The sequence below is a fragment of the Shewanella corallii genome (genome assembly GCF_023349125.1).
Classification (GTDB): domain Bacteria; phylum Pseudomonadota; class Gammaproteobacteria; order Enterobacterales; family Shewanellaceae; genus Shewanella; species Shewanella corallii.
In genome coordinates, this window is record NZ_JAKIKT010000007.1 from 125,357 (window position 1) to 146,549 (window position 21,193).

The window sequence follows — 21,193 nt, forward strand, 5'->3', positions numbered from 1 at the left end:
TTGGGATGGTGTTAGCTGACGTTTTGTTGGATTGCTATAAGGCTCAATCAAATCGGTAAATACGCTTGGCGTTGTCGTGAACCAGCGCCGCCAGAGTGTCGGCGTCCACCGAGAGCATGGTGTATTCTTGCCATAGCTCATCATAGTCCTTACTAAGCAGGCAAAGAGGAAAGTTACTGGCAAGCATGACTCTTTGCTTACCAAAACAGGCTATCAGCTGATTCATCACCTGCACCGCAAATGTCAATTCGTACTGCCTGTCGGTCATCTCCCAGCCGGATGCCTTAATCACTATATTGCTGCAAGCCGCCATCAATTCCGTAGCCTGAAGCCAGTGTTGCCAGTTATCCGGGGAAGGGAAGGCGGCGTGGTTAATCACCAACACCAGGGAGGGATTTTCATCCGCTATCTGCACAAGGTGATTTATCGCTTGCAAGTCTCCGCCACTGAGCTGAACCTCAAAATGTAGTTCCTTCGCTGCAAGCTGCTTAAGATTACGGATAACCTGAGGATTACTGAGCAGCGCTTGCGCCTGCTCATCCAGAATATGGCGAATGCCCACGACCGATGAGTATTGTGTAAGTGTGTGAAGCAGCGCATCAAACTCGGCAGCTGGCAAGGTTAAATCTGCAAAGGCCACAGAGCGAAAAGGCAGATTCACACTGCTTTCCAACCACTCAATTTCACGCCAGGGGTGCGAGTTATCAAATCCCGCCTCCAAATGGACAAAGCCAGCCAGCTGTATAGGTGAGGGCAGGGTTAGATCTTCACTCGCAAAGTCCCGACAGATTAGGTGTTTGTCCGGCCAGTTCGGCGGAAAGTTGGGCTTCAACCAGTCATAGCGACCAAGTCTGAGGTCAAACAGATGCAGGTGAGGGTCGATAATCTGCATCAGCGCGCCGTGTATCCACCGTCGATATCATAAAGGCTACCGGTAATAAAACTGGCCTTGTCACTGGCGAGGAAGGCGGCCAAATCGGCAATCTCCTCTGGCTTGGCTATGCGACCCAAAGGCTGCAACTCAGCCTCTTCCTGATGCACCTGCTCCTTATCTGCCCCGGTGCGTTCACAGTAGTTATCAATCGCTGCCTGATACAGAGGCGTATCTGTGGTGCCAGCGCAGATCACATTGGCGCGGATATTATATTCGGCATAGTCGATGGCAGTAGTTTTGCCCACAGAGGCGAGGGCATGCTTACTCAGGTTGTAAGCAAAGGAGTTGGGTTTGGCGATATGACACTGATCTGAGCCCATCAGCACTATGCTGCCATGCTGCTGGGCTTTCATGGTTGGCAGGCACCCCTGGATGGCGGTAATGGCACCGTAAACATTAATGGATAGAATGCGCTCAAGTTGCGCCATCGAGGTATTTTCAATATTGGCACTGAAATGTACCCCGGCATTACAGATAAGGGTGTCGATTCGGCCAGCCTCTTTGACTACCTGCGCAATGGCTGAATCCACAGATTCCTTATCTGTCATATCACACTCGATAAACTGCCCGGGGCCGGGCTGAATATCCAGATTGTAGACCCGGTACTCCTGCTCCAGCAGTTCATTGACTATGGCAAGACCAATCCCCTTGGCCCCACCTGTGACTATTGCGACTTGTGCCATCCCGGCCTCCAGTTAACTTCAGACCTACCCTGTAAGGGGGTCTATCTCCTGAGATATTTGCAACCGGGAACAACAGATGACACAAGGCATCTTTCCAGCTGATATGTAGAGAAAATAGTCATGATTTAACGCCGATAAGTCAACCTTAAGAGTTTGTTTTATTAGCTTGTTTCAACCATAGAAAGGGGAGGTGAGGTGAAACTTGAGACAAATAAAAAGGGCCACCCGATGGGTGGCCCTTTTCAAGAGTTGGTGGAGGCGGCGGGATTTGAACCCGCGTCCAAGGCACCTACGCTCAAGGCGCTACATGCTTAGTCTCTCTTTTATTTAACCGTTCGCACTCCGAAAGACAGGATTACTTACGGTGAGTCCGGTACTGTTTCGCGGTTCACCCCCGAACAAGGTTCCCTCGCTAGCACTATGTAGGGTGACCATCAAATCCACTGCCCATGTGCGAAACATGTGGGTGATGGCTAGCGGCATTAAGCGGCTAGAGCGTAGTTATCGTCGTTTGCAACTATAACTGTGCGGCTTTTTACGAGGCCAACCGCCCCTCGGCATGCTCCCGGAGTTTCGTGAACCCTGTCGAATCCTGAATCGCCCCCGTTAGTTTTGTCATTGTAATACTTTGTTTTTGCATTACTCAAGCAGGATTTGCATCTGCCCTGACTAACTGCCCGTTATTCGTGCAGTTATTTGTTCTTCATCACCCGGGCTTTTTCGATGGCCCACTCGCGCTCTTTAGTATCAGCACGCTTGTCGTGATCTTTCTTACCTTTACCCAAACCTATTTCCAGCTTGACCCAGGAGCCTTTACCCCAATACATGGAGATGGCAACCAAGGCGTAACCCTGGCGCTCAACCAGACCAGCCAGTCTGTCCAGCTCGCGACGGTTGAGCAGCAGCTTACGTGGTCGGGTTGGGTCAGCCACAACATGGGTAGATGCTGCATTGAGCGGCACTATGTTGCAGTTGTACATATGGGCTTCGCCATTTTTAATCATGACAAAGCTCTCGGACAGGTTCACTTTACCTGCCCGGATGGATTTTACTTCCCATCCCATCAGGGACAGGCCCGCTTCGACTTTCTCTTCAAAACGATATTCGAAGGTCGCTCGTTTGTTACGGGCGATAGTAGCCGTGGTATTTTTTGCGGATTTTTTGGAGTTTTTCTTAGCCATAGGCGGGCTATTATACGCAGGCAAGGGGAATTTGGAATTGCCTTGGCATCACTTTTTAACGCCTTACTGCATCTGTGCCGTTTTTTTCGACACACTGTGAAAAAGCAAAGACAAGGGCGGGTGCGTTTTCATGGTCAGGTGTTAGAATGCCTCTTTTATCTCACAGTTAAATCTCTGGTTCCATGCCGAAAATCAGTCGAAGTGTGTTGGTGCGTTTCAGCGCACGCCAGATGTACGATCTGGTCAATGATGTTGAGTCTTACAAGGAATTTTTACCCGGGTGTGTCGGTGGCAAGGTGCTGGAGTTTGATGGTACCAGCATGCTGGCGTCTGTGGATGTCAGTAAAGCGGGTATTTCCAAGACATTTACCACGCGTAATCAGTTAGTTCCGGGAAAACGCATTGAACTGAACCTGGAGAATGGGCCTTTTAAACATCTTAAGGGTGAATGGGTGTTTACTGAGCTGACAGAAGATGCCTGTAAGGTTGAGTTTGAGCTGGACTTTGAGTTTTCCAGTACTTTGGTTGCCATGGCCTTTGGTAAAGTGTTCCAGGAATTAGTGGGCTCTATGGTGAGCGCATTTACAGAAAGGGCGAAGGTGATATATGCCAAATGATGCCGATAAGTTCGCAGTAGACGTGATATATGCGCTTGCGGACAAACAGAAAGTTATCCCGGTCAAAGTGACGCCGGGTACCACCTTTATTGAGGCGGTTCGTCAAAGCCGAATGGCAGAGTTCTTCCCTGAGATCGACCTGGATAAGGTCAAGCTGGGGACTTTCAGTCGCTCAGCGAAACATAATGAAGAGCTGCAACCCGGGATGAGGGTGGAAATCTATCGTCCTCTGATTGCCGACCCCAAGGATGTGCGCCGAAAGCGTGCAGAAAAAGCAAAAGAGGAAGGTCGTGCCAATAAGGTTACCGGTGGCCGCGCCTGACACTGAGCAAACCCATCAAAAAGCCCGCATTCAGTGCGGGCTTTATTATTTCAAGCACAAGCTTAATGTCATCAGGCTTTATCCTGATCCAGCTCCTGCTGCTGTGACAAAGGCTTCTTCTCTTCCACCAAAGGTTTGGCATCGCCACGTTGCTTAGGCAGCAAAGGCTCTGAGGGTTCAGCAACACCGGTAGGCAAGCTGCTTTGTTCCAGCGGAGTATCAAACTCGGAGCTGAGTTCATAGTCACCGTCTACTTTCACCAGCTTGTCATCAGCGAAGTGCAGTACCAATTCTTTGTGGGTAATACTGGCATCCCGGCCACTTTTGAAGTGGTAAACATAGTACCAGGTATCATCTGCGAAGCTGTCACGCAATACCGGACGGCCCAGAACATACTCTGCCTGAGCTTTGGTCATGTTGATGCGTAGTTTTTCAACCTGCTGAGGTTCCATGTAGTTGCCCTGAGGCACATCTGGCTTATAAACCAGCCAGTCAAAAACACTGCATGCGCTCAAAGAGACTGACAACAGGGCGGCGCCGAGCAGGGTGACACTTTGCTTCTTATTTATCATTGTTTTTACTGTTCGATTGAAAATCTGGCCACATCATACCCAAGGGCTGAGGCCAGTGACAAGGTTGCTTGACTCCAGCGGGTCATTCTATTGCTCCGCCAAGGTTGATTTTTGCCCAAATGGCAGTGATATTGACCCATCCAAACGTAAATAGTTTCGCTGTGATTGCTGTTTTTGGTGATGCAGTGAATATTCGCTTCTCTGACTAAGTATTTATTCAGCACTTGAAATTCAGTAATAAAATTAAGGAGCTGGTATGAGTAAACTAAATCAGTTTATGGAAGCTCTGGCCACCAATGCACCATTGATGCAGGCGTATCACCTCTGTCCTGAAAGTACCATCAAGCGGTTCGGGGTCTGTGAGGCTGAGGTCATGGCGCTCACAGCATCAAGTTGTCAAAACGCAGATGACAAAGATGATGGTGATGAGACATTCGGTACTTATCTGTTTATTCACTGGCCGGGCAAGAACTCGGGCATAGCGACTCCCTTGTAGGAGTTTGTTACAAAATCTTTTTTATGGATTGTGATCCACTCATGGCAGATTAAGTATTCAACAATATTTGAGCGTTCAGGCGGAGTAATTACTCCGCCTTTTTCTTTGCGGGTACAAACTAAGCTGTGCACGGTGGGATGAAAAGTAAGCGGCTGGTTTTAAAAAGGTTGCATTGGTTCTGTCGAGTTAACAAAATGATGCCTGATTTCAAGCGTTGTTTGGCCAAGGTTTATTGGGCAAGCAATTAGTGATGTGAGGGAATATGTCAAAGGGATCCTTGGTTTGTGTCGGTACCGGCCTCAAGATGGCTGGCCACATCAGTGTGATTAGTCGCAGCTATATTGAGCATGCAGACAAAGTCTTCACACTGATGCCGGATGTGCATACCCAGCAGTGGATAGCACGTTTGAATCCCAGCCTGGTGAACCTGCAGCAATTTTATGCTCAGCCGGGACAAGTAAAGAGTCGCCGGGACACTTATCACCAGATGGTGGATGCCATGATGCAGGCGGTCAGAGCCGGGGAGCGGGTTGTTGGCGCATTTTATGGTCATCCAGGGGTATTTGCCTGCGTGCCACATATGGCAATAGCACAGGCTCGCGAAGAAGGGTTTGAAGCTCATATGGAGCCGGGTATCTCCGCAGAAGCTTGCTTATGGGCAGATATGGGCATTGATCCCGGTGATTATGGGCATCAGAGCTTTGAAGCCAGTCAATTTATGTTTTTTAAGCGGACACCGGACCCGGCCGCACACCTGTTATTGTGGCAAATCGCGCTGGCAGGAGAACATACACTGACTCAGTTCAGCACGACATCGGAACGGTTGGAAATTTTGGTGAGATATCTGCAGCAATGGTATCCCGCAGATCATAAGGTAGCGATTTATGAAGCTGCCAATTTACCTGTTCAGCAGCCAAGAATTGATTGGCTGGAATTACAGGCATTGCCAGGGACAAGACTGACGGCGGCCAGTACATTACTGATACCGCCATCCAGACCTCAGGAATACAACTATGATTTACTTCAGCAGTTGGGTATTACTCCTGAGGATTTTGGTTAGTTAGCAGGGCTTTATAACACTAAAAACTAAGGAGAGTACCCATGAGTAAATTTAATGAGTTTTTTGAACAGCTGGCCAGTGACGCTAAGTTAATGGAAGCCTATAAGCAGGATCCAGAGGGCGTGATGAAATCATATGGCTTGACTGACGGTGAAATTGAGGCGGTGATGAGCGGCGATCAGGACAAAATGAAAAAGTTCAGCGGGGATGCAGGTACTTACGCGACCTATATCCATATTCACAAGCCAACAAAGTAATACGCCAGACTTTTTATATGGCTAAGATATGTTGGTTTCTATTGGTAAGTCTTGTCTCTTTTGCCGCTCAGGCATTAGACGAAGTCTCTATTGAACAGAAACTGCAATCTTTGGAGCAGGCTCTTATCACTGAGCCTGCTCAAACAGAGCAATTGATTACAGACCTTGGAGAACAGATCCAAGAGATGTCAGATAGTCAAAGAGTACGCTATTACTCTCAGATTGGGATTAAAGCTATTCTTGATGCTAACTATCAGAAGTCCATTGGAAGCTTTAATCTGGCTTTGGAATTGGCCGGCTCCTTAGAAGAAAAGGTAACTATTCACTATTTTATGGCGACAGCTGAACTGTCTGTTCGCGACTACGCCAAAAGCCTCACACACCTCAGCGTTATGCTTCAGAACATTGATAATATCGATGATGCTCACCTGCAGGTGAAATCCTACAACAGATTGTTTAATGCCTACTTTCAACTTGGCGCTCATCAGGAAGCTGCAGAATATGCGCTGCTGGCCCATAGGTTAAATGCCGGAAAAGACCCGATAAGTCACTGTACCAGTTCATTGTTTATTGGACTGAGCGCATTTAAGTTAGGCGACAAAGCTAAAGCTCTGTCCTGGCTTAATGAGAGTGTTGAGTACTGCGGAAAGCACCAGTTGCCTCTGATGGTTGCCATGTCCCACAAGGGGACCGGTGAACTCCTTTTCTCGCAGGATAAGTTTGCTGAGGCCCTGGCTGAATTGAAACAGGCAGAAGCTGGCTATGCCAAAATCGGATATCAAATTGAAATTGTCTCTGTAGACAGCATGCTGGCACAAACCTATGCCGCTTTGGGGCGTTCGGATGATGCTATCAGTTACGCCATGAAGGCTTTTGATAAAGCAGGCCAGGAAGAGTACATGGATGCCAGAAAACGTGCAGTCCGGGTACTTGCCGATATCAACTACCTCCGCGGAAACTTCCAGCAGGCCTACGATTATCAACAGATCTACCTTGAGCTGACAGAAACCATGTTGTCAGATATAGCGGCCAAATCATTGGCTTTTCAGCTGGCTAAATTTGACAGTGATGAGAAGGACCGACATATCCATCTGCTCGAGCAGGAAAGAGGGGTTTATGTTGAGCAAAGGGCCACTGAACATCAGAAGCAATCCAATCTGACCTTGTTGCTGCTGGTGGCAGCAGCGGGCTTGATGATCTGCCTGATCGTTATCATTCTCGGCTATACCCAGCGTGGGCGGTACAAACGTATGGCTCAATATGACAGCCTGACCGGCGTAATGAATCGCAGTACCGGCTTTACCAAGGCTGAAAATACCTATGTTTCAGTGATGGCCCGTCATTCAGTGATGTCTGCCATTATGGTTGATCTGGACGCCTTCAAAGCCGTTAATGATCAACATGGCCACAGCACCGGAGACTGGGCGTTGAGGATGCTGGTTGATGGGATTAAAGCCAAACTTAGGCGTATGGATATTCTGGTTCGCTTGAGTGGTGAAGAGTTTGCGATATTCCTGCCGGATATGCCTGCGACAGACGCTGAAAGTGTGGCTGAGTCAATAAGGCTATTGGTGATGGAGATGGAGCCCAGGTATGCAGAGGATGCATTTAAACTCACAGCCAGTTTGGGCGTGAGTGTGTCCAATGAAGGAGACCTGAGTCTGGATCCTATTCTGGCAAGAGCCGACATCGCTCTGCATCAGGCTAAGGAGTCCGGAGGTAATCAGGTTGTGGTTTATGGCAGGCACAACCAGGAAGTATAAGCTGCGCTCCTGTTTTCACGATTTCTTATCCTTATTGCGACATTCTGGTGCATCAACAGCTGTCGAGTGATTTAACGTTTAACGCTTTGAAGTGGCCATTCCCAATTCAGTCAGTTCTCGTCTCCCAGGTACAACACATTTTCTATTTCTGTCACGACTGAAGCCTCTGGTCTGACTGCCTCAATTGTTCAACAACAACTGACTGTGTAGGCCGCGGCTACAGTCATGCCTATCTTGCGGCGCTCAGGCGCTGTGGATAGCTGTGGAGGCTTCTTAAACCTTCTAAAGATATCGGGCTGGCTGCACCATTATTCCCTACGCGCTATTGCTTCGTTAAGATGCTGAGTGCCAATACCCTTGATCATCGAACAGCTCCTGAATCTCCTTTTAATCACTTTTCTGTGCCTGCACCAAACCCGCGCCCCAATCGGGCGCAAATTTGGCATTTTTTTGAACTTTTTTTGAGAAAAACCAAAATAAATCTCTCAGGTAGTCACCTGACATACTTTCTTGCGGCCCATTCACTGTATCCCATCTTTTTTGCGTTGACGTTAACGTCAAATTCAAACGGCCGTTTAAACCTGCATGTCAGTGAGTATTGGTTAAGTCGCTGATTTTTGTAGTTAAATTTTTGTCGGTCAATAGGTGGAAATAAACGCTCCTGCAAAAGGAGGAGCGACTTTGGTCTAATTTAAGGTGTAACCAATGCATTCCGTCATGTATTTAAAAACCGTAAAAAAATAACAATTGTGTGCTGTGGTCAATTTGTAAGACAACTTTTTGTGAGCTGGAACTGTAGATTTCTAACATCAGAATAAATTTATTTAAAACAATGGTTAATGTGATTTTTATGTGTTTGGTCTTACCAATTTATATTCAGATTTCGATGATATTTATTCTGTTTTGGTCAATGCGTGAACTGTTGCCTTCGAAAGTTTTTGTTATTAGGTTTTGTGGGAAACAAACAAATGAAAGCTCAACTGGGGATTTAACGCACTGAGCTAGCAAAGCAGAGACTGGGGTAACCCGGACTTGCAGCGCTCATAACAGTATCCAGACGAGTAGGGGGGACGGACATGACACAGGCAGATATGACCAACGAACAAAAGGCGCAAACTCAGGGGCAACTTAATATTGTTGGCGCGCATGTTGAGGGACAGCAGCAGGTATTCACTGAAGGTGCATTGAACCTGCTCAGTGTACTGTGTGCCAACTACATGGACGAGCTTGAGTCTTTGTTGGAGGCCCGCGGTGAGCGGCAACGTAAGTTTGACCAGGGCGAGCTGCCGGATTTTCTACCTCACACCAGAGAAGTTCGTGAGGGCAATTGGCAAGTTCGTGGTATTCCTGCAGATCTGCAGGATCGCAGGGTTGAGATTACCGGCCCCGTTGACCGTAAGATGATCATTAATGCCCTGAATGCGAACGTAAAAGTATTTATGGCTGACTTTGAGGATTCGCTGTCACCAACCTGGGAGAAAGTGGTTCAGGGGCAGGTAAACCTGATGGACGCGGTGCGCGGTGATATCTCATTTACCAATGAGCAGACCGGCAAGCATTACCAATTGAAGGAAGATCCTGCAGTACTGATTGCCAGGGTGCGAGGCCTGCATCTCAAGGAGAAGCACATAGAGTTCGCTGGTAAGCCTATCCCGGGTGCCCTGTGTGACTTTGCTCTGTATTTCTACCACAACTACCACCAGTTACTGGCCAAAGGCAGCGGACCTTATTTCTATATTCCTAAGCTGGAAAGCCATCTCGAAGCTCGCTGGTGGGCCAAAGTATTCAGAATGGTTGAAGAGAGGTTTTGTCTGGCGCCGGGAACAATCAAGTGTACCTGTTTGATTGAGACTTTACCGGCAGTGTTCGAAATGGATGAAATCCTGTTTGAACTCAAAGACAACATAGTGGCGCTGAATTGTGGGCGCTGGGACTACATCTTCAGCTATATCAAGACCCTTAAGAATCATCCGGACCGTATTTTGCCTGACCGTCAGCAGGTGACCATGGATAAGCCGTTCCTCAGTGCATATTCACGTCTGCTGGTGAAAACCTGTCACAAGCGCGGGGCACTGGCAATGGGGGGAATGGCGGCCTTTATTCCTGCCAAAGATGAAGCAGGTAATGCTCAGGTATTGACCAAAGTCAGAGGCGACAAAGAGCTGGAGGCCCGCAATGGTCACGATGGCACCTGGGTGGCACACCCTGGGTTGGCCGACACCGCCATGGGCATTTTTAACGAGTATATAGGTGAAGGTCACGCTAACCAGCTGCATATCACCCGGGATGTTGATGCCCCGATTCTGGCTGCCGAACTCCTGGCTCCCTGTGATGGCGAGCGCACCGAAGAGGGGATGCGCCTGAATATCCGAATTGCCCTGAGGTATATCGAAGCCTGGATCAGTGGCAATGGTTGTGTGCCTATATACGGCTTGATGGAAGATGCCGCGACTGCCGAGATCTCCCGTGCTTCAATCTGGCAGTGGATCCAGCATGAGCAATACCTGTCCAACGGCAAGTTGGTCACCAAGCAACTATTCAAAGATATGTTGGTGCAGGAACTGGCCAACGTGAAAGAGGAAGTGGGGGCAGAGGCCTTTACCCATGGCAAGTTTACCCAGGCCGCAGTGCTGCTGGAGCAGATTACGACAGCAGATGAGCTGGTGGACTTTTTAACCCTGCCGGGCTACCGGATGTTAACGGAATAACTCAAACAAACAATGGCTGCCCAGCAGCGTGAGCGAATATAAGGAAGGAGAAAGACCATGACCAAGGCGACTGAAACACTGACCAGACAACAACAGATTGATGCCCTGAAAAAAGACTGGGCCGAGAACCCACGCTGGGCTGGCGTACGCCGTCCATACACTGCCGAAGAAGTGGTAGCACTGCGCGGCTCTGTGGTACCTGAAAACACCATTGCAGCCAAGGGTGCTGCCAAGCTGTGGGAACTGGTAAACGGTGGTGCCAAGAAAGGCTATGTTAACTCTCTGGGGGCACTGACGGGTGGTCAGGCTGTCCAGCAGGCTAAAGCCGGTATTGAAGCGATTTATCTGTCAGGTTGGCAGGTCGCGGCAGATGCCAACCTGGCGGGTACCATGTATCCGGATCAGTCCCTGTATCCTGCTAACTCAGTGCCAGCTGTCGTTGGCCGTATCAATAACTCTTTCCGCCGTGCCGACCAGATCCAGTGGGGCAATGGAGTGAATCTGGGTGATGAGAACTTTACCGATTATTTCCTGCCGATTGTGGCTGATGCTGAAGCGGGCTTTGGCGGCGTACTGAATGCTTATGAACTGATGAAAGGTATGATTGATGCCGGTGCTGCTGGTGTCCACTTTGAAGATCAGCTGGCCTCGGTGAAGAAATGTGGCCACATGGGGGGCAAGGTTCTGGTACCAACTCAGGAAGCCGTGCAAAAGCTGGTTGCTGCCCGTCTGGCAGCCGATGTCAGCGGCGTGGAAACCCTGGTGATTGCCCGTACAGACGCCAATGCTGCGGATCTGCTGACATCTGACTGCGATGCATATGACCGCGACTTCCTGACCGGTGAGCGCACCAGTGAAGGTTTCTTCCGCGTGAATGCTGGTTTGGATCAGGCGATTTCCCGTGGTCTGGCTTATGCGCCATATGCTGACCTTATCTGGTGTGAAACTGCCAAGCCGGATCTGGAAGAGGCCCGCCGTTTTGCTGAGGCGATTCATGCCCAGTACCCCGATCAGTTGCTGGCTTACAACTGCTCGCCTTCTTTCAACTGGAAGAAGAATCTGGACGACGCCACTATCGCCAAGTTCCAGCAGGAGTTGTCTGATATGGGCTACAAGTACCAGTTCATTACCCTGGCCGGTATCCATAATATGTGGTTCAACATGTTCGACCTGGCATATGACTATGCCCGTGGTGAAGGTATGAAGCACTATGTTGAGAAGGTTCAGGAGGCTGAGTTTGCAGCGGCCGAGAAGGGATATACCTTTGTGGCTCACCAGCAGGAAGTAGGCACAGGCTACTTCGATAAGGTGACCAATGTGATTCAGGGGGGCCAGTCTTCAGTGACTGCACTGACAGGCTCCACTGAAGAGGAGCAGTTCTAACTTGCTGTAATGCTATCCGGGCGTCTTGTGCCGCCCGGGTGAGTTCCTCCGGAACTCACTTCCCGGTTTGTTTTCCCAGGGCTTTGCCGCAGTCGGGATTTCAAAAGTCGGTCGTTGCCCTATTGGCGGCCGACACGTCAGAGGTTTCCTCTGACACGGTTGACCTTCTTTTGAAGGAAAACCAAAGGATAATCGAACAACTCCCCGTTCGGTTTCCCTTCCAGTGATTGTATTGCTTGTGTTTTTTGGCGGCCGTCAGGCCGCCTTTTTTATCTATACTCAATAAAATAGCAATCAATAGGAACTGCATAGTGGCTCTGGCCAAACAGGAAAATAAGGGACTGGGTTATTGGGTCCACCGCATCAGCGATGAGGAGATGCCTGCACTTTGTTCTATGGTGAAAAGCCTGGAGTCACTCAGTGAGGACGACATATCTTCACTGTCCAAATTAGGCCGCAGTGTGATGCACGACAACGGCCTTACCAGCCGCATATTGCGCGTTGCCAACAGCGTTATTTATAACAAGGGACGCAATCAGATCACCACCGTCAGCCGGGCAGCTGTGGTACTTGGATTTAACTCTTTGCGAAATATTTGCCTGACAGCCCGGCTTATCAGCAGCCTGCTGGAGTCAAGGGAGTTGGATCCCAGAGTTCACCGCCGCTTGCTGGCCCGTATGGCAGGTTCATTTCAGGCGGCCATGCTGGCTCGGATGATGCAACCAGAGCTGGATGAGCAAGGTCAGGAAGAGGTGTTTATCGCGGCTTTGCTGTACCACCTGGGAGAGAGCGCATTTCTCAGCACAGGCGCGGAGGATGCGTTGTTTCTGGTTAATGAGCTGGATCTCGCCAATTCTGAGGACGTCAATACCATCGTCCGGCGGCGACTGGGAACCAGTTTCAACCAATTGACTCAGGGATTGGCCAGTCAATGGGGGCTGGGAGAGTTACTGACCAGGTCATTGAAGGATCCCCTCCAGAGAACCGGAGAAGTGCAGTGTATCTATCTGGCCAATGCCATCAGTGATGCCATGACCAGGGGTGATGAGGAGCAGTTGGCAAGTTTGGTGACTAAAGCCGCTTCAGTGGTGGAAATGCCGGAACGGGAGTTCAGAGCAAAGGTCCAGCGTTGTACCCATGCCACCATGAAGTTGGCTGAAGCCTATGGTGCAAAGGGGATGGCTGATTATCTGAGGGAAACGACCGACAAACCGCTGGAGGTGGCTCACGGTAGTGAAGATCAGCAACAATGTGTCGGGGATGATGCTACCCAACTCATGCAACTGCGAAAACTCAGCGCCCTGGCAGAGTCAGGCGGTGATTTTAATGAAGTGGTGATGACCACATTGACAGGCCTTAAAGACGGCGTTGGCCTCAATCATTGCGGCGTATTTCTGTTGAGTCGGGACCGGAATCGGCTGCTGCTCAGAATTGTACTGGGATTGGATGACAGGGGCCAACAGTTGCTGCAGGAGTTACCGCTCGATTCTGCCAGCGTATTTGAACCTGTTATAAAGCTGAAACAACCGCTCAGGGGTGATATCGGTATTTCTGAACCCGTGAATGGATTGGTGGCCGGGGGCTTAATCGCAGCGCCTCTGGTGGTCGAAAGCAAGGTGATTGGCATCTTTTACGGCGCTAACCGGGACAAACAAACGGTTATCAATGATGAGCAATATGGCGCATTTTTGCATTTTACCCGCCAGGCCAACCTCTGTTTTGCACTGTCCCGTCGATGACCATCGGCAGCTATCCATTGGAGTGAAGCTCATTTACCACTGCAATGGATCCAGCCTGTAGTAGTGACTCAACTCCCGGTAAAGTTGAGGATGCAGATTCAGAAACTCATCGGGTTGCTCGAAAAATACTTCGGTAATCACGGCAAAAAACTCGGCCGGATTGGTTGCCCCGTAATAGCTGAACAGAGACGGCAGGCCATTATTGGCGCAGTATTGCAGCGCTGAAAACTCTCTGCCCAAAGTATCGGACCAGCTCTTGTAATCTGCCGGATGGGCCAAAGGCGGCGCGCCATTGGCGCTGCCATCCTCCTGATCAAGTTGATGGGCAAACTCATGAATCACTACGTTGGATCCATCCCGCGGATCGGCCGCACCTTTGAGGGTCTCCTGCCAGCTCAGGATAACCTGCCCCTCTTCCCATGATTCCCCAAGTAACACCGCCCTGTGTTGAAAATGCAGGCCATTACCATCCCGCTGCTCTTTGTCGACAATAAAGGCTGCTGGATAGACCAAAATTTGCCGCAGTTTTGGATAGTAGTTTGTGTTTCGGTTAAGCAACAACAGACAGGCCTGAGCCGCAATGGTCACCCTGATTTCATCGGTAATTGCCAATCCATCACAACCAACAAACTGCTTTTCTGACAAAAAGACTTTGATGTGGTCTTTCAGTTGCAATTGCAGATGAGTGGGCAGAGTTTTGAAGATCGGTATTCTGCGCTTGATTATCTCGCGCCAGGCTTTCGGAAAAGGCTGACGTCTTACCTGTTGTCGCCTGAGTCTAACCCTGGCCGGTCCCGAGGCAAGCCACACGATGGCTGCCAGACCGAGCAGTGAAACCAGCAGGATTGCAAACATAGTTCGAGCCTGTGAATGGATGATGTTAAAGAGATGGGGACAAATGTGATGGAAATCAAGAAAAGGGGCCGGCAAGACCCCGGGAAGGGACAGATACGGAGCCTGAACTCTGTATCAGTTCCTCCCCATAGCGGGAGAGGGAGGATCTGCCGGCATAATCCGGAGTAGCGATTATATTGAAGGTTTCAGGTCGTTTGCTGACACCCTGAATACCTCACTTATTATTATTCTGTGGGACTGGCAGATTCTATCTGCGCCTGAGTCTCCTTAGTGCGGTTGAAGTGCTCATTAATCAAGATTCTGAGGAGCTTTGATTTGGCAATATGACCATCTCCCGTCATCTCTGTCAGCTGCTGTATGCTGGTTTCACTCAGCGTAAAGGTGGCATTTCTGAACCTGCGACCTTTATGTTTACAGCAGTCATTGGCAGCCTGAGAGGTATGGCGTTTCATGCCCATGGCGTACAGAGTAGCGCCATCAATGAACTCTTCCAGGCTCAGTTGCTGCGACAGCTTAGCTGGCGAAGCGTTTTTCTTGAGATCTGCCAGACCCATGTTGACCTCCCGCTTCTTCCAGTTTCACCTTGCCAAGCTTGGACTTCAGAGCTTCGGCGTTATCGACCCCCATTGCTTCACAGGCAATTGCGCGGATCTCTGCAGCTGCTTTGCCTCTCGGGTCGATCTCCATCACTGACATTCCAGACTCTTCGCTGTCGTCATAGATGTTTCGAGCATAGGTGATGGCATCAAGTACATTGATGTCGTAGGTGCGGCACACCTCCTTGGCTTCAAGAATGCGGTTCGCCTGGCTTGGCAGGTTAGGGCACTGAGTAATTACAAAAGACGCTTTCATCTTTGGATTAATCATTAAGCAGGTGGCAATAACGTCATCCATGTGGGAAACAGTCTTCAAATCCCGGCGCTTTGGGCGCAGTGGCATTAATACGTGAGATGCTACTGACATCGTTGCTCTGAGCGCCAGATTGTCCTGGCCGCCGCAATCGACAATCACGCAGTCGTAATGTTGTTCGAGGCTCAGCAGGTCATTGCGTATCTTGCCGTAAAGCTGAACGCAGTTGATGCCCGGCAGATCTTCATTGTTATTACGTGCTTGAATCCAATCAGAAGTTGTTCTTTGAGGATCACAATCAACCATGATGACGGAAGCCCCGGCTTCCTTGGTCATAAAGACCGCCAGATTCTGCGCCAGACAGCTTTTACCGCTGCCACCTTTTTCTCCACCTACCAAAATAATCATATTGTGTCCTCTCCAAACACAGGTCAGCCCAGCTGAATCAGATGAGACTGAATTAAAATCCATGGTTTGAATCTAGATGTGTGCCAGCACGTATTCAACTGTCTGATTTATGACGATTTCAGCAAATTGACGGTAGGACGTAATATTGACTTGTTGTAGTGAACGACAGTCATTTGACAAATGCGTAACACTCCGTGCTTTTGTGGGATAAATTCAATAAATACAGTTTGTTAGTGGGGGATTAAATATTGACGCTGGCTATCAGGCAAAGCGGATGACCTCCCGCTGGGGGATATATGCGACATTCTAATGAACAATTGGAATTATTTGTTGCTTTTATATTTCATTAAGTTCTATAAAAAACAGCATAAAAATATCAATTGGAAACCGGGGCAATTCGCTTTTGTGCCTTGTTACTCATGGGCAAAGGTTTTTCATGAGCTTTCCAGTATCGACATAGCGACATAAAATGGCCGCTTATTCAATGCGGGTGGAAAATATATGCAACAGGAGTTGGTGGAAGCCATCAATCAAATTATGCCCTTTGGCAAATATGCCGGTAGAAAGCTGTTGATGCTACCGGAGCCTTACCTGGTGTGGTTTCACAGCAAAGGATTTCCTGAAGGTAAGCTGGGCAGACAATTAGCATTGGTTTATGAGATTAAGCTCAATGGGCTAGAGTCGACTTTTGCTCCTTTACTCAAAGATTGATTGGCAAAATTGCAAACTGGGTAGCGGAATTGGATTTTAGGACGTGCTTAAATGTCCTAACTAATTTAGTAAGTTAACAGGAAAATCAATGAAGAAGATCGGACTGAAACTGTTGGCGGCCGCTTCTTTGGCAATGGCCAGCATGCTGACATGGGCACAAACCGGCATGCATCAGGGAACCGTTCTGGAAACCATGAACTCAGGTGGTTACACCTATGTTCAGATTCAGGAAGGTGATAAAACCCTTTGGGCTGCAGGTCCTCAGGTTAACCTTGAAAAAGGTGACACTGTGTCTGTAACCAGTGCTGGTTGGATGAAAGACTTCCACAGCAAGACTCTGAACCGCACTTTTGCTGATCTGCTGTTCGTCAGCAAAATCGTAAAAGAGTAATTGTCTTTATAGACATAAGCATACCCCGGGCAACCGGGGTTTGCTTTTTTTGTGTCTTAACGCCAAATTAGCGATTATGCACACTCGTATATCAGTCTCTCCCGTGCTGGACAGATTTCAGGTTCAGCCTTACAGCCGGGCATTCGCCAATCAGGTCAGCATGATTTTTCATCTGGCAGTGCATGGTATTGCAGGAAAGCACTACTCTGACGCCCAGCTTCATGCCTGGTCCAATCAACCCAGGTCTGACAGATATTGGCATCAAAGGCTCACCCGTACACAATCCTGGGTCATGTTGGACTTTAATCCGCCTAAACCTCTGGCTGCGCCACTGTGCTGTGGCTTCATCAACATTGAAACCCAGTATTTTCACCGGGGTTATATAGACAGTTTGTACGTTCATCCGGCCTATCAGGGGCTGGGCTTTGCGGCGTTATTGTTCAGCACCGCGCGGGATTGGGCCCGCGAGCAAGGATTTCCGGAATTGACTGTCGATGCTTCCTATTACTCCCGCCCTCTGTTTGAACGGGAGGGGTTTGTGCTCGAATATAAATCTTATCAACCCAAATCCGGGCAGATGCTGCCGGGTTTTCATATGCGCTTGCCGCTGAACATCTGAGTTTTACATTCTTATAAAAGGAACAGTCCGTCCTATATTCACAAATTTTAATCTTTATTTGTGAATATAGACTGGGTTCATCAAATCAAGGACGCCATACCGGCGGGATGAACCCAATCGAGGACAGTAAAATGACAGCACTCCTTCACTCACTTTTTAAATCCGAAAGCAGCCTTGCACCTTTGGCACTGCGTGTGCCGGCTGGCATTATCTTTGCCGCCCACGGCGCCCAGAAACTCTTTGGCGTGTTTGGTGGTTATGGTCTGGAGGCTACAGGACAGTGGATGGCATCTATAGGTCTGGCTCCCGGTTATCTGATGGCGTTGCTGGCGGGCAGTGCTGAATTCTTTGGTGGTCTGTTTATCTTACTTGGGCTGCTTACCCGGCCGATGGCTGTGGTACTTGCCTTTACCATGCTGGTGGCGATTGTGACTGTGCATCTGGATAACGGCTTGTTTATGAGTAATAACGGCTATGAATTCGGATTGGCATTGCTGGCCATATCAGTGTCGTTGGCGGTATCGGGTGCGGGACGCTTTGGCTTGGATAGCTGGCTGCAAAAATTCCTGTCGTCCGAAAACAAACCTGAGGTTGCTGCGGCTTAAGCGCAACAAAGCCGGCTGAATGCCGGCTTTGTTTTTTTACTCAATCCTGTTTCAGATGACTGGTGTAATGCACGTTTGGCCCAACCGGGTCGGCCCACACATCTCCGGAGCGAATAAACTCAATAAAGGCTCCGGGCAGGGTAAGTGCGTCCATCTGTTGTCGCCACTCATTATTCAGCAGAGGGTGATATCCCTCTTTTCCTGAGATGGTGTACTGACTGGAGACGCCTGTGTACAGCTCATCACTATTTAATGGACGCCACTGTTTCTGCTGCATCACTTCCAGCGAGACAATTCTCTCGCCACGGGGACGTCGGCCATCGTACTGGTATCTTAATCCATAGGTGTAGGGGAAACTGCCGGTGCCTGTTCCCTGAATGCCGTTATTGGTCGCGGTATCAATGGCTGACTCCAGTGCCTGGCAGATATACCGGCCGCGGATCTGATAGCTCACCAGTGGAATATCGAATGGCAGTACTTTGCCCAGTACATCAGCCAGAGAAAGTTCTCCCGGATCCAGGGAGTCACGCACACCGCCTGCGTTATGCAGGGCAAAGTCGATACGTTTATCCTGCAGTTTGGCGCGGCTGTACATGGCACGACTAACCCAGGGAGCCAGTTCACTGCCGTGGGGCAGGGCTTTGCTCGGAAGGCGGGTATGCACCATGTTCTGGGGCACCAAAGCCACTATCTGACGCTCTAGCTCATCAATGCGTGGACGGTATTTTTGTGCCAGCAGGTTATCGACCTGTCGATCTCCTGGCTCCCAGGTGATGGCAGGGTGGGCCTGCAGCAGGCTCAACGCCTCTTGATAGTCATCCTCTGGCAACGGCTTGCCTGAATGATCCGTCAGATCCGTATCCAGCATAAACAGGTTACGGCCGCTCAGGGCGGTTACCTTGCCATCGGTGTTAAATTCAATATCGGCCAGCCCCAGAGTCTCTGCATACTTACCTGCGTGGACGATTGGGGTGTGATTAACCACTTCGCCGTAGGGCAAGGCGGGAACACCCAGATCCTTACAATCGCCCTGTTGAGTATGGCTGTGACCACCGACGATAAGACTGATACCATCGACAGCGTCGGCCAACACTCTGTCACCATCTATACCCAGGTGGCTGAGCACCAGAATATGCTGTACTCCCTGTCCATGCAGCATTTGCACTGTATTGCGGGTGACGTCGATTGCACTGTGAAACTCTGTGCCGGGATCAGGATGAGCAATTGACTTCATTTGATCCAGGGTGATGCCAAATATCGCCAGCTGGGTATTGCCCATGGCAATAAAATGTACCCGGGCACATTGGCTTTGCGGGTCATAATCCAACATGCGTGGATGTCCCTTCAGGCCCTTATCACCAAGCTGCTCCTCGGAGAGTTCCATATTGCCGGCCATCAGCGGAAACTCGATGGCGTCCAGAAAACGGCGAACCGGGGCATTGCCGCCATCAATTTCATGATTGCCCAGCACCATGGCGTCGGGTTTCAGTTGATTCAGCAGATCGGCGTTGGCGGCACCTTTAAACTCGCGAAAATAAAGTGTGCCCTGGAAGCTGTCGCCGCCGTGCAGAAATACAAAGTGCTGGCCGTGTGCATCTGCGTCAGCCTTGGTTTTGTCCAGCTGGCTTTTAATTCTGGCGTAACCGCCGGTATTGGCGCTTATCGCAAGTTGTTTGTTTGGGGATTGCAGGGTGAACCGCACCCGGCTTGGCTCAAAGTGGGAATGGGTGTCATTGATGTGAGCCAGTTTGAGTAACAGTCTTTGGGTCATAATCTTCCTCTCTCGGGCGGCAGATTGTAGCACCTATGGCGCGCCGGCGTGTGATGCTTTGCAAATGAGAGGCACAAAAAAGGGAGCCTGGGCTCCCTTTATTATGGTGTATGGCGGTTACTGCTCTGCAACCGGCTCGAAGTCACCGTCATCGGACAGGCGGATACCTTTATGCTTCATGCGTCGCTTCCACAGTTTGCGGGCCAACTGCTGCATATCGGTTGCCGGATCGTTCAGATCGACAATCTCCAGACCCAGCATGGACTCGATGATATCTTCCTGAGTCACAATACCCTGACTGGAACCATACTCATCCACGACCATGGCGATTTGAGTATTGCGCTTAATCATCAGCTCAAACAGAGGCAGGATTTTCGCAGTTTCAGGCACAGCCAGCAGGCTCTTCTTCAGCGGATTCAGGGTTGCCTCAGGTGTATCACGCTCAGCCAGCAGAATATCGGTACGGTTTACATAGCCGATAATGTCATCGTGGTCTTTGGCATACACAGGAATACGGGTGAACGGCTTGTTCATGTATTTTTCAACAAACTCGTGCTGCGTCAGGGATACCGGCAGAGAGAACATCACAGTACGTGGCGTCATAATCGCGGTAACAGGCATATCACGCACGGTCAGCATCTGAGTCAGAATCTTGGATTCCTGCTCGTCCAGCTCGCCGGACTCATGTCCAATTCGGGCCATGGCGCTCATTTCCTGACGGATATACTGGCCATCATCGCCTTTACCCATCAATTTGGTGACCTGTTGAGACATCCAAATCAAAGGCAGTGTAATACGTTCCATCCAAAACAGTGCGTGAGTGACTACAGGAGCCAGAGCTCGCCAGTAGTTGGCACCGATGGTCTTCGGAATAATTTCCGAGAAGAACAGGATGATAAACGTCAGCACCCCGGAGAACACACCCAGCATTTCATCGCCGAAAACCTTGGCTGCCTGAGCACCGGCTACCGCCGCACCTACTGTGTGGGCGATGGTGTTCAGAGTCAGAATAGACACCAGAGGTGATTCAACATTTTCTTTTTGTTTGGCCAGACGTGCAGCTGCCCCTGGGTTGGATTGCTCCAGATTAGCAATATAGCTGGGGGTAACAGACAACAGAACGGCTTCAAAAACGCTGCACAGGAAGGACACACCGACAGCGACAACGATAATTAGGATAAGGGTTAACATAGGGGGTGGAATTACAACTCCGAGGTAAAGGCCAACATTGACCCGGGCGCGATTTTACCACACTCTTTTGCTATGACG

At 49.7% G+C, this 21,193-nt stretch carries 22 protein-coding genes and 1 other RNA gene; 13 read left to right on the forward strand and 10 right to left on the reverse strand.

Annotation, left to right across the window (positions count from 1 at the left end):
• Positions 1-43: 43 nt before the first annotated feature.
• From L2725_RS16810 to smpB, 4 genes are all read right to left on the reverse strand, one after another.
• A complete protein-coding gene (locus L2725_RS16810; RefSeq protein WP_249249999.1) occupies positions 44-892 on the reverse strand; it encodes an amidohydrolase family protein in 849 nt (282 codons plus the stop codon).
• Entirely contained in the window at positions 892-1,617 is a 726-nt protein-coding gene (locus L2725_RS16815) for an SDR family NAD(P)-dependent oxidoreductase (protein WP_249250000.1), read from the reverse strand. Before L2725_RS16815 ends, L2725_RS16810 begins: the two co-directional genes overlap by 1 nt.
• Before the next feature lie 250 nt (positions 1,618-1,867).
• Positions 1,868-2,222, reverse strand: a transfer-messenger RNA (tmRNA) gene (ssrA, locus tag L2725_RS16820).
• 87 nt (positions 2,223-2,309) lie between these two features.
• Positions 2,310-2,798 (reverse strand): SsrA-binding protein SmpB, encoded by a 489-nt coding sequence (gene smpB, locus L2725_RS16825; protein WP_248935919.1) that lies wholly within the window; start codon positions 2,796-2,798, stop codon positions 2,310-2,312.
• Between the two features lie 182 nt (positions 2,799-2,980).
• Here smpB and L2725_RS16830 point away from each other — a divergent pair, with 182 nt between their 5' ends.
• Both L2725_RS16830 and L2725_RS16835 read left to right on the forward strand, forming a co-directional pair.
• Positions 2,981-3,415 (forward strand): SRPBCC family protein, encoded by a 435-nt coding sequence (locus L2725_RS16830; protein WP_115137825.1) that lies wholly within the window; start codon positions 2,981-2,983, stop codon positions 3,413-3,415.
• Positions 3,405-3,737: an RnfH family protein gene (locus L2725_RS16835; protein ID WP_249250001.1), complete on the forward strand. Its 333-nt coding sequence runs from the start codon at positions 3,405-3,407 to the stop codon at positions 3,735-3,737. The genes L2725_RS16830 and L2725_RS16835 overlap by 11 nt, the downstream gene beginning before the upstream one ends.
• 71 nt (positions 3,738-3,808) lie before the next feature.
• Here the strand turns inward: L2725_RS16835 and L2725_RS16840 are convergent, their stop codons facing one another.
• Positions 3,809-4,309 carry an outer membrane protein assembly factor BamE gene (locus L2725_RS16840; protein WP_249250002.1) on the reverse strand — a complete coding sequence of 167 codons (501 nt, stop codon included), beginning with the start codon at positions 4,307-4,309 and terminating at the stop codon, positions 3,809-3,811.
• Between the two features lie 256 nt (positions 4,310-4,565).
• Here L2725_RS16840 and L2725_RS16845 point away from each other — a divergent pair, with 256 nt between their 5' ends.
• From L2725_RS16845 to L2725_RS16875, 7 genes are all read left to right on the forward strand, one after another.
• A complete protein-coding gene (locus L2725_RS16845; protein ID WP_249250003.1) occupies positions 4,566-4,805 on the forward strand; it encodes a hypothetical protein in 240 nt (79 codons plus the stop codon).
• A 262-nt stretch (positions 4,806-5,067) separates the two neighbouring features.
• Positions 5,068-5,865 carry an SAM-dependent methyltransferase gene (locus L2725_RS16850; RefSeq protein ID WP_249250004.1) on the forward strand — a complete coding sequence of 266 codons (798 nt, stop codon included), beginning with the start codon at positions 5,068-5,070 and terminating at the stop codon, positions 5,863-5,865.
• A gap of 41 nt (positions 5,866-5,906) precedes the next feature.
• Positions 5,907-6,122, forward strand: coding sequence for a hypothetical protein (locus tag L2725_RS16855; RefSeq protein ID WP_249250006.1), 216 nt, complete (start codon positions 5,907-5,909; stop codon positions 6,120-6,122).
• Positions 6,123-6,139: 17 nt separating this feature from the next.
• Positions 6,140-7,885 (forward strand): tetratricopeptide repeat-containing diguanylate cyclase, encoded by a 1,746-nt coding sequence (locus L2725_RS16860; RefSeq protein ID WP_249250008.1) that lies wholly within the window; start codon positions 6,140-6,142, stop codon positions 7,883-7,885.
• 1,076 nt (positions 7,886-8,961) lie between these two features.
• A complete protein-coding gene (gene aceB, locus L2725_RS16865) occupies positions 8,962-10,593 on the forward strand; it encodes a malate synthase A (protein WP_249250010.1) in 1,632 nt (543 codons plus the stop codon).
• 57 nt (positions 10,594-10,650) lie between these two features.
• Positions 10,651-11,976: an isocitrate lyase gene (gene aceA / locus L2725_RS16870; protein ID WP_249250012.1), complete on the forward strand. Its 1,326-nt coding sequence runs from the start codon at positions 10,651-10,653 to the stop codon at positions 11,974-11,976.
• Between the two features lie 311 nt (positions 11,977-12,287).
• Positions 12,288-13,715 carry an HDOD domain-containing protein gene (locus L2725_RS16875; RefSeq protein WP_249250014.1) on the forward strand — a complete coding sequence of 476 codons (1,428 nt, stop codon included), beginning with the start codon at positions 12,288-12,290 and terminating at the stop codon, positions 13,713-13,715.
• A gap of 33 nt (positions 13,716-13,748) precedes the next feature.
• Here the strand turns inward: L2725_RS16875 and L2725_RS16880 are convergent, their stop codons facing one another.
• From L2725_RS16880 to L2725_RS16890, 3 genes are all read right to left on the reverse strand, one after another.
• A complete protein-coding gene (locus tag L2725_RS16880; RefSeq protein ID WP_249250015.1) occupies positions 13,749-14,570 on the reverse strand; it encodes a M90 family metallopeptidase in 822 nt (273 codons plus the stop codon).
• Positions 14,571-14,794: 224 nt separating this feature from the next.
• Positions 14,795-15,124, reverse strand: coding sequence for a hypothetical protein (locus L2725_RS16885; RefSeq protein WP_249250017.1), 330 nt, complete (start codon positions 15,122-15,124; stop codon positions 14,795-14,797).
• A complete protein-coding gene (locus L2725_RS16890; protein WP_249250018.1) occupies positions 15,084-15,827 on the reverse strand; it encodes an AAA family ATPase in 744 nt (247 codons plus the stop codon). The genes L2725_RS16885 and L2725_RS16890 overlap by 41 nt, the downstream gene beginning before the upstream one ends.
• Before the next feature lie 501 nt (positions 15,828-16,328).
• Here L2725_RS16890 and L2725_RS16895 point away from each other — a divergent pair.
• The 4 genes from L2725_RS16895 (at position 16,329) to L2725_RS16910 (ending at position 18,153) form a co-directional block, all read left to right on the forward strand.
• A complete protein-coding gene (locus tag L2725_RS16895) occupies positions 16,329-16,538 on the forward strand; it encodes a DUF3820 family protein (protein ID WP_115137838.1) in 210 nt (69 codons plus the stop codon).
• A gap of 88 nt (positions 16,539-16,626) precedes the next feature.
• Positions 16,627-16,929 carry an NrfJ gene (locus L2725_RS16900; RefSeq protein WP_115137839.1) on the forward strand — a complete coding sequence of 101 codons (303 nt, stop codon included), beginning with the start codon at positions 16,627-16,629 and terminating at the stop codon, positions 16,927-16,929.
• A 76-nt stretch (positions 16,930-17,005) separates the two neighbouring features.
• Positions 17,006-17,548, forward strand: a complete 543-nt coding sequence (locus tag L2725_RS16905) for a GNAT family N-acetyltransferase (RefSeq protein ID WP_249250019.1) — start codon at positions 17,006-17,008, stop codon at positions 17,546-17,548.
• Between the two features lie 131 nt (positions 17,549-17,679).
• The gene (locus tag L2725_RS16910; protein WP_249250020.1) at positions 17,680-18,153 is read left to right on the forward strand and encodes a DoxX family protein; all 474 of its coding nucleotides are present in this window, start codon (positions 17,680-17,682) and stop codon (positions 18,151-18,153) included.
• 40 nt (positions 18,154-18,193) lie between these two features.
• On the opposite strand, the gene L2725_RS16915 is transcribed toward L2725_RS16910, so the two are convergent.
• On the reverse strand, positions 18,194-19,924 hold the full coding sequence (locus tag L2725_RS16915; protein ID WP_249250021.1) for a bifunctional metallophosphatase/5'-nucleotidase: 1,731 nt from the start codon (positions 19,922-19,924) through the stop codon (positions 18,194-18,196).
• A 117-nt stretch (positions 19,925-20,041) separates the two neighbouring features.
• The gene (locus L2725_RS16920) at positions 20,042-21,115 is read right to left on the reverse strand and encodes a CNNM domain-containing protein (RefSeq protein ID WP_115137842.1); all 1,074 of its coding nucleotides are present in this window, start codon (positions 21,113-21,115) and stop codon (positions 20,042-20,044) included.
• Positions 21,116-21,193: the final 78 nt, after the last annotated feature.

What these genes read in the sequence shown, in the direction of transcription:
- L2725_RS16920 (WP_115137842.1), bottom strand. Translation starts at nt 21,115, where the DNA reads ATGTTAACCCTTATCCTAATTATCGTTGTCGCTGTCGGTGTGTCCTTC.
- L2725_RS16895 (WP_115137838.1), top strand. Translation starts at nt 16,329, where the DNA reads ATGCAACAGGAGTTGGTGGAAGCCATCAATCAAATTATGCCCTTTGGC.
- L2725_RS16880 (WP_249250015.1), bottom strand. Translation starts at nt 14,570, where the DNA reads ATGTTTGCAATCCTGCTGGTTTCACTGCTCGGTCTGGCAGCCATCGTG.
- aceA (WP_249250012.1), top strand. Translation starts at nt 10,651, where the DNA reads ATGACCAAGGCGACTGAAACACTGACCAGACAACAACAGATTGATGCC.
- L2725_RS16890 (WP_249250018.1), bottom strand. Translation starts at nt 15,827, where the DNA reads ATGATTATTTTGGTAGGTGGAGAAAAAGGTGGCAGCGGTAAAAGCTGT.
- L2725_RS16915 (WP_249250021.1), bottom strand. Translation starts at nt 19,924, where the DNA reads ATGACCCAAAGACTGTTACTCAAACTGGCTCACATCAATGACACCCAT.
- L2725_RS16860 (WP_249250008.1), top strand. Translation starts at nt 6,140, where the DNA reads ATGGCTAAGATATGTTGGTTTCTATTGGTAAGTCTTGTCTCTTTTGCC.
- L2725_RS16810 (WP_249249999.1), bottom strand. Translation starts at nt 892, where the DNA reads ATGCAGATTATCGACCCTCACCTGCATCTGTTTGACCTCAGACTTGGT.
- L2725_RS16850 (WP_249250004.1), top strand. Translation starts at nt 5,068, where the DNA reads ATGTCAAAGGGATCCTTGGTTTGTGTCGGTACCGGCCTCAAGATGGCT.
- aceB (WP_249250010.1), top strand. Translation starts at nt 8,962, where the DNA reads ATGACACAGGCAGATATGACCAACGAACAAAAGGCGCAAACTCAGGGG.
- L2725_RS16815 (WP_249250000.1), bottom strand. Translation starts at nt 1,617, where the DNA reads ATGGCACAAGTCGCAATAGTCACAGGTGGGGCCAAGGGGATTGGTCTT.
- L2725_RS16855 (WP_249250006.1), top strand. Translation starts at nt 5,907, where the DNA reads ATGAGTAAATTTAATGAGTTTTTTGAACAGCTGGCCAGTGACGCTAAG.
- L2725_RS16845 (WP_249250003.1), top strand. Translation starts at nt 4,566, where the DNA reads ATGAGTAAACTAAATCAGTTTATGGAAGCTCTGGCCACCAATGCACCA.
- L2725_RS16910 (WP_249250020.1), top strand. Translation starts at nt 17,680, where the DNA reads ATGACAGCACTCCTTCACTCACTTTTTAAATCCGAAAGCAGCCTTGCA.
- L2725_RS16905 (WP_249250019.1), top strand. Translation starts at nt 17,006, where the DNA reads ATGCACACTCGTATATCAGTCTCTCCCGTGCTGGACAGATTTCAGGTT.
- L2725_RS16885 (WP_249250017.1), bottom strand. Translation starts at nt 15,124, where the DNA reads ATGGGTCTGGCAGATCTCAAGAAAAACGCTTCGCCAGCTAAGCTGTCG.
- L2725_RS16835 (WP_249250001.1), top strand. Translation starts at nt 3,405, where the DNA reads ATGCCAAATGATGCCGATAAGTTCGCAGTAGACGTGATATATGCGCTT.
- L2725_RS16830 (WP_115137825.1), top strand. Translation starts at nt 2,981, where the DNA reads ATGCCGAAAATCAGTCGAAGTGTGTTGGTGCGTTTCAGCGCACGCCAG.
- L2725_RS16840 (WP_249250002.1), bottom strand. Translation starts at nt 4,309, where the DNA reads ATGATAAATAAGAAGCAAAGTGTCACCCTGCTCGGCGCCGCCCTGTTG.
- smpB (WP_248935919.1), bottom strand. Translation starts at nt 2,798, where the DNA reads ATGGCTAAGAAAAACTCCAAAAAATCCGCAAAAAATACCACGGCTACT.
- L2725_RS16900 (WP_115137839.1), top strand. Translation starts at nt 16,627, where the DNA reads ATGAAGAAGATCGGACTGAAACTGTTGGCGGCCGCTTCTTTGGCAATG.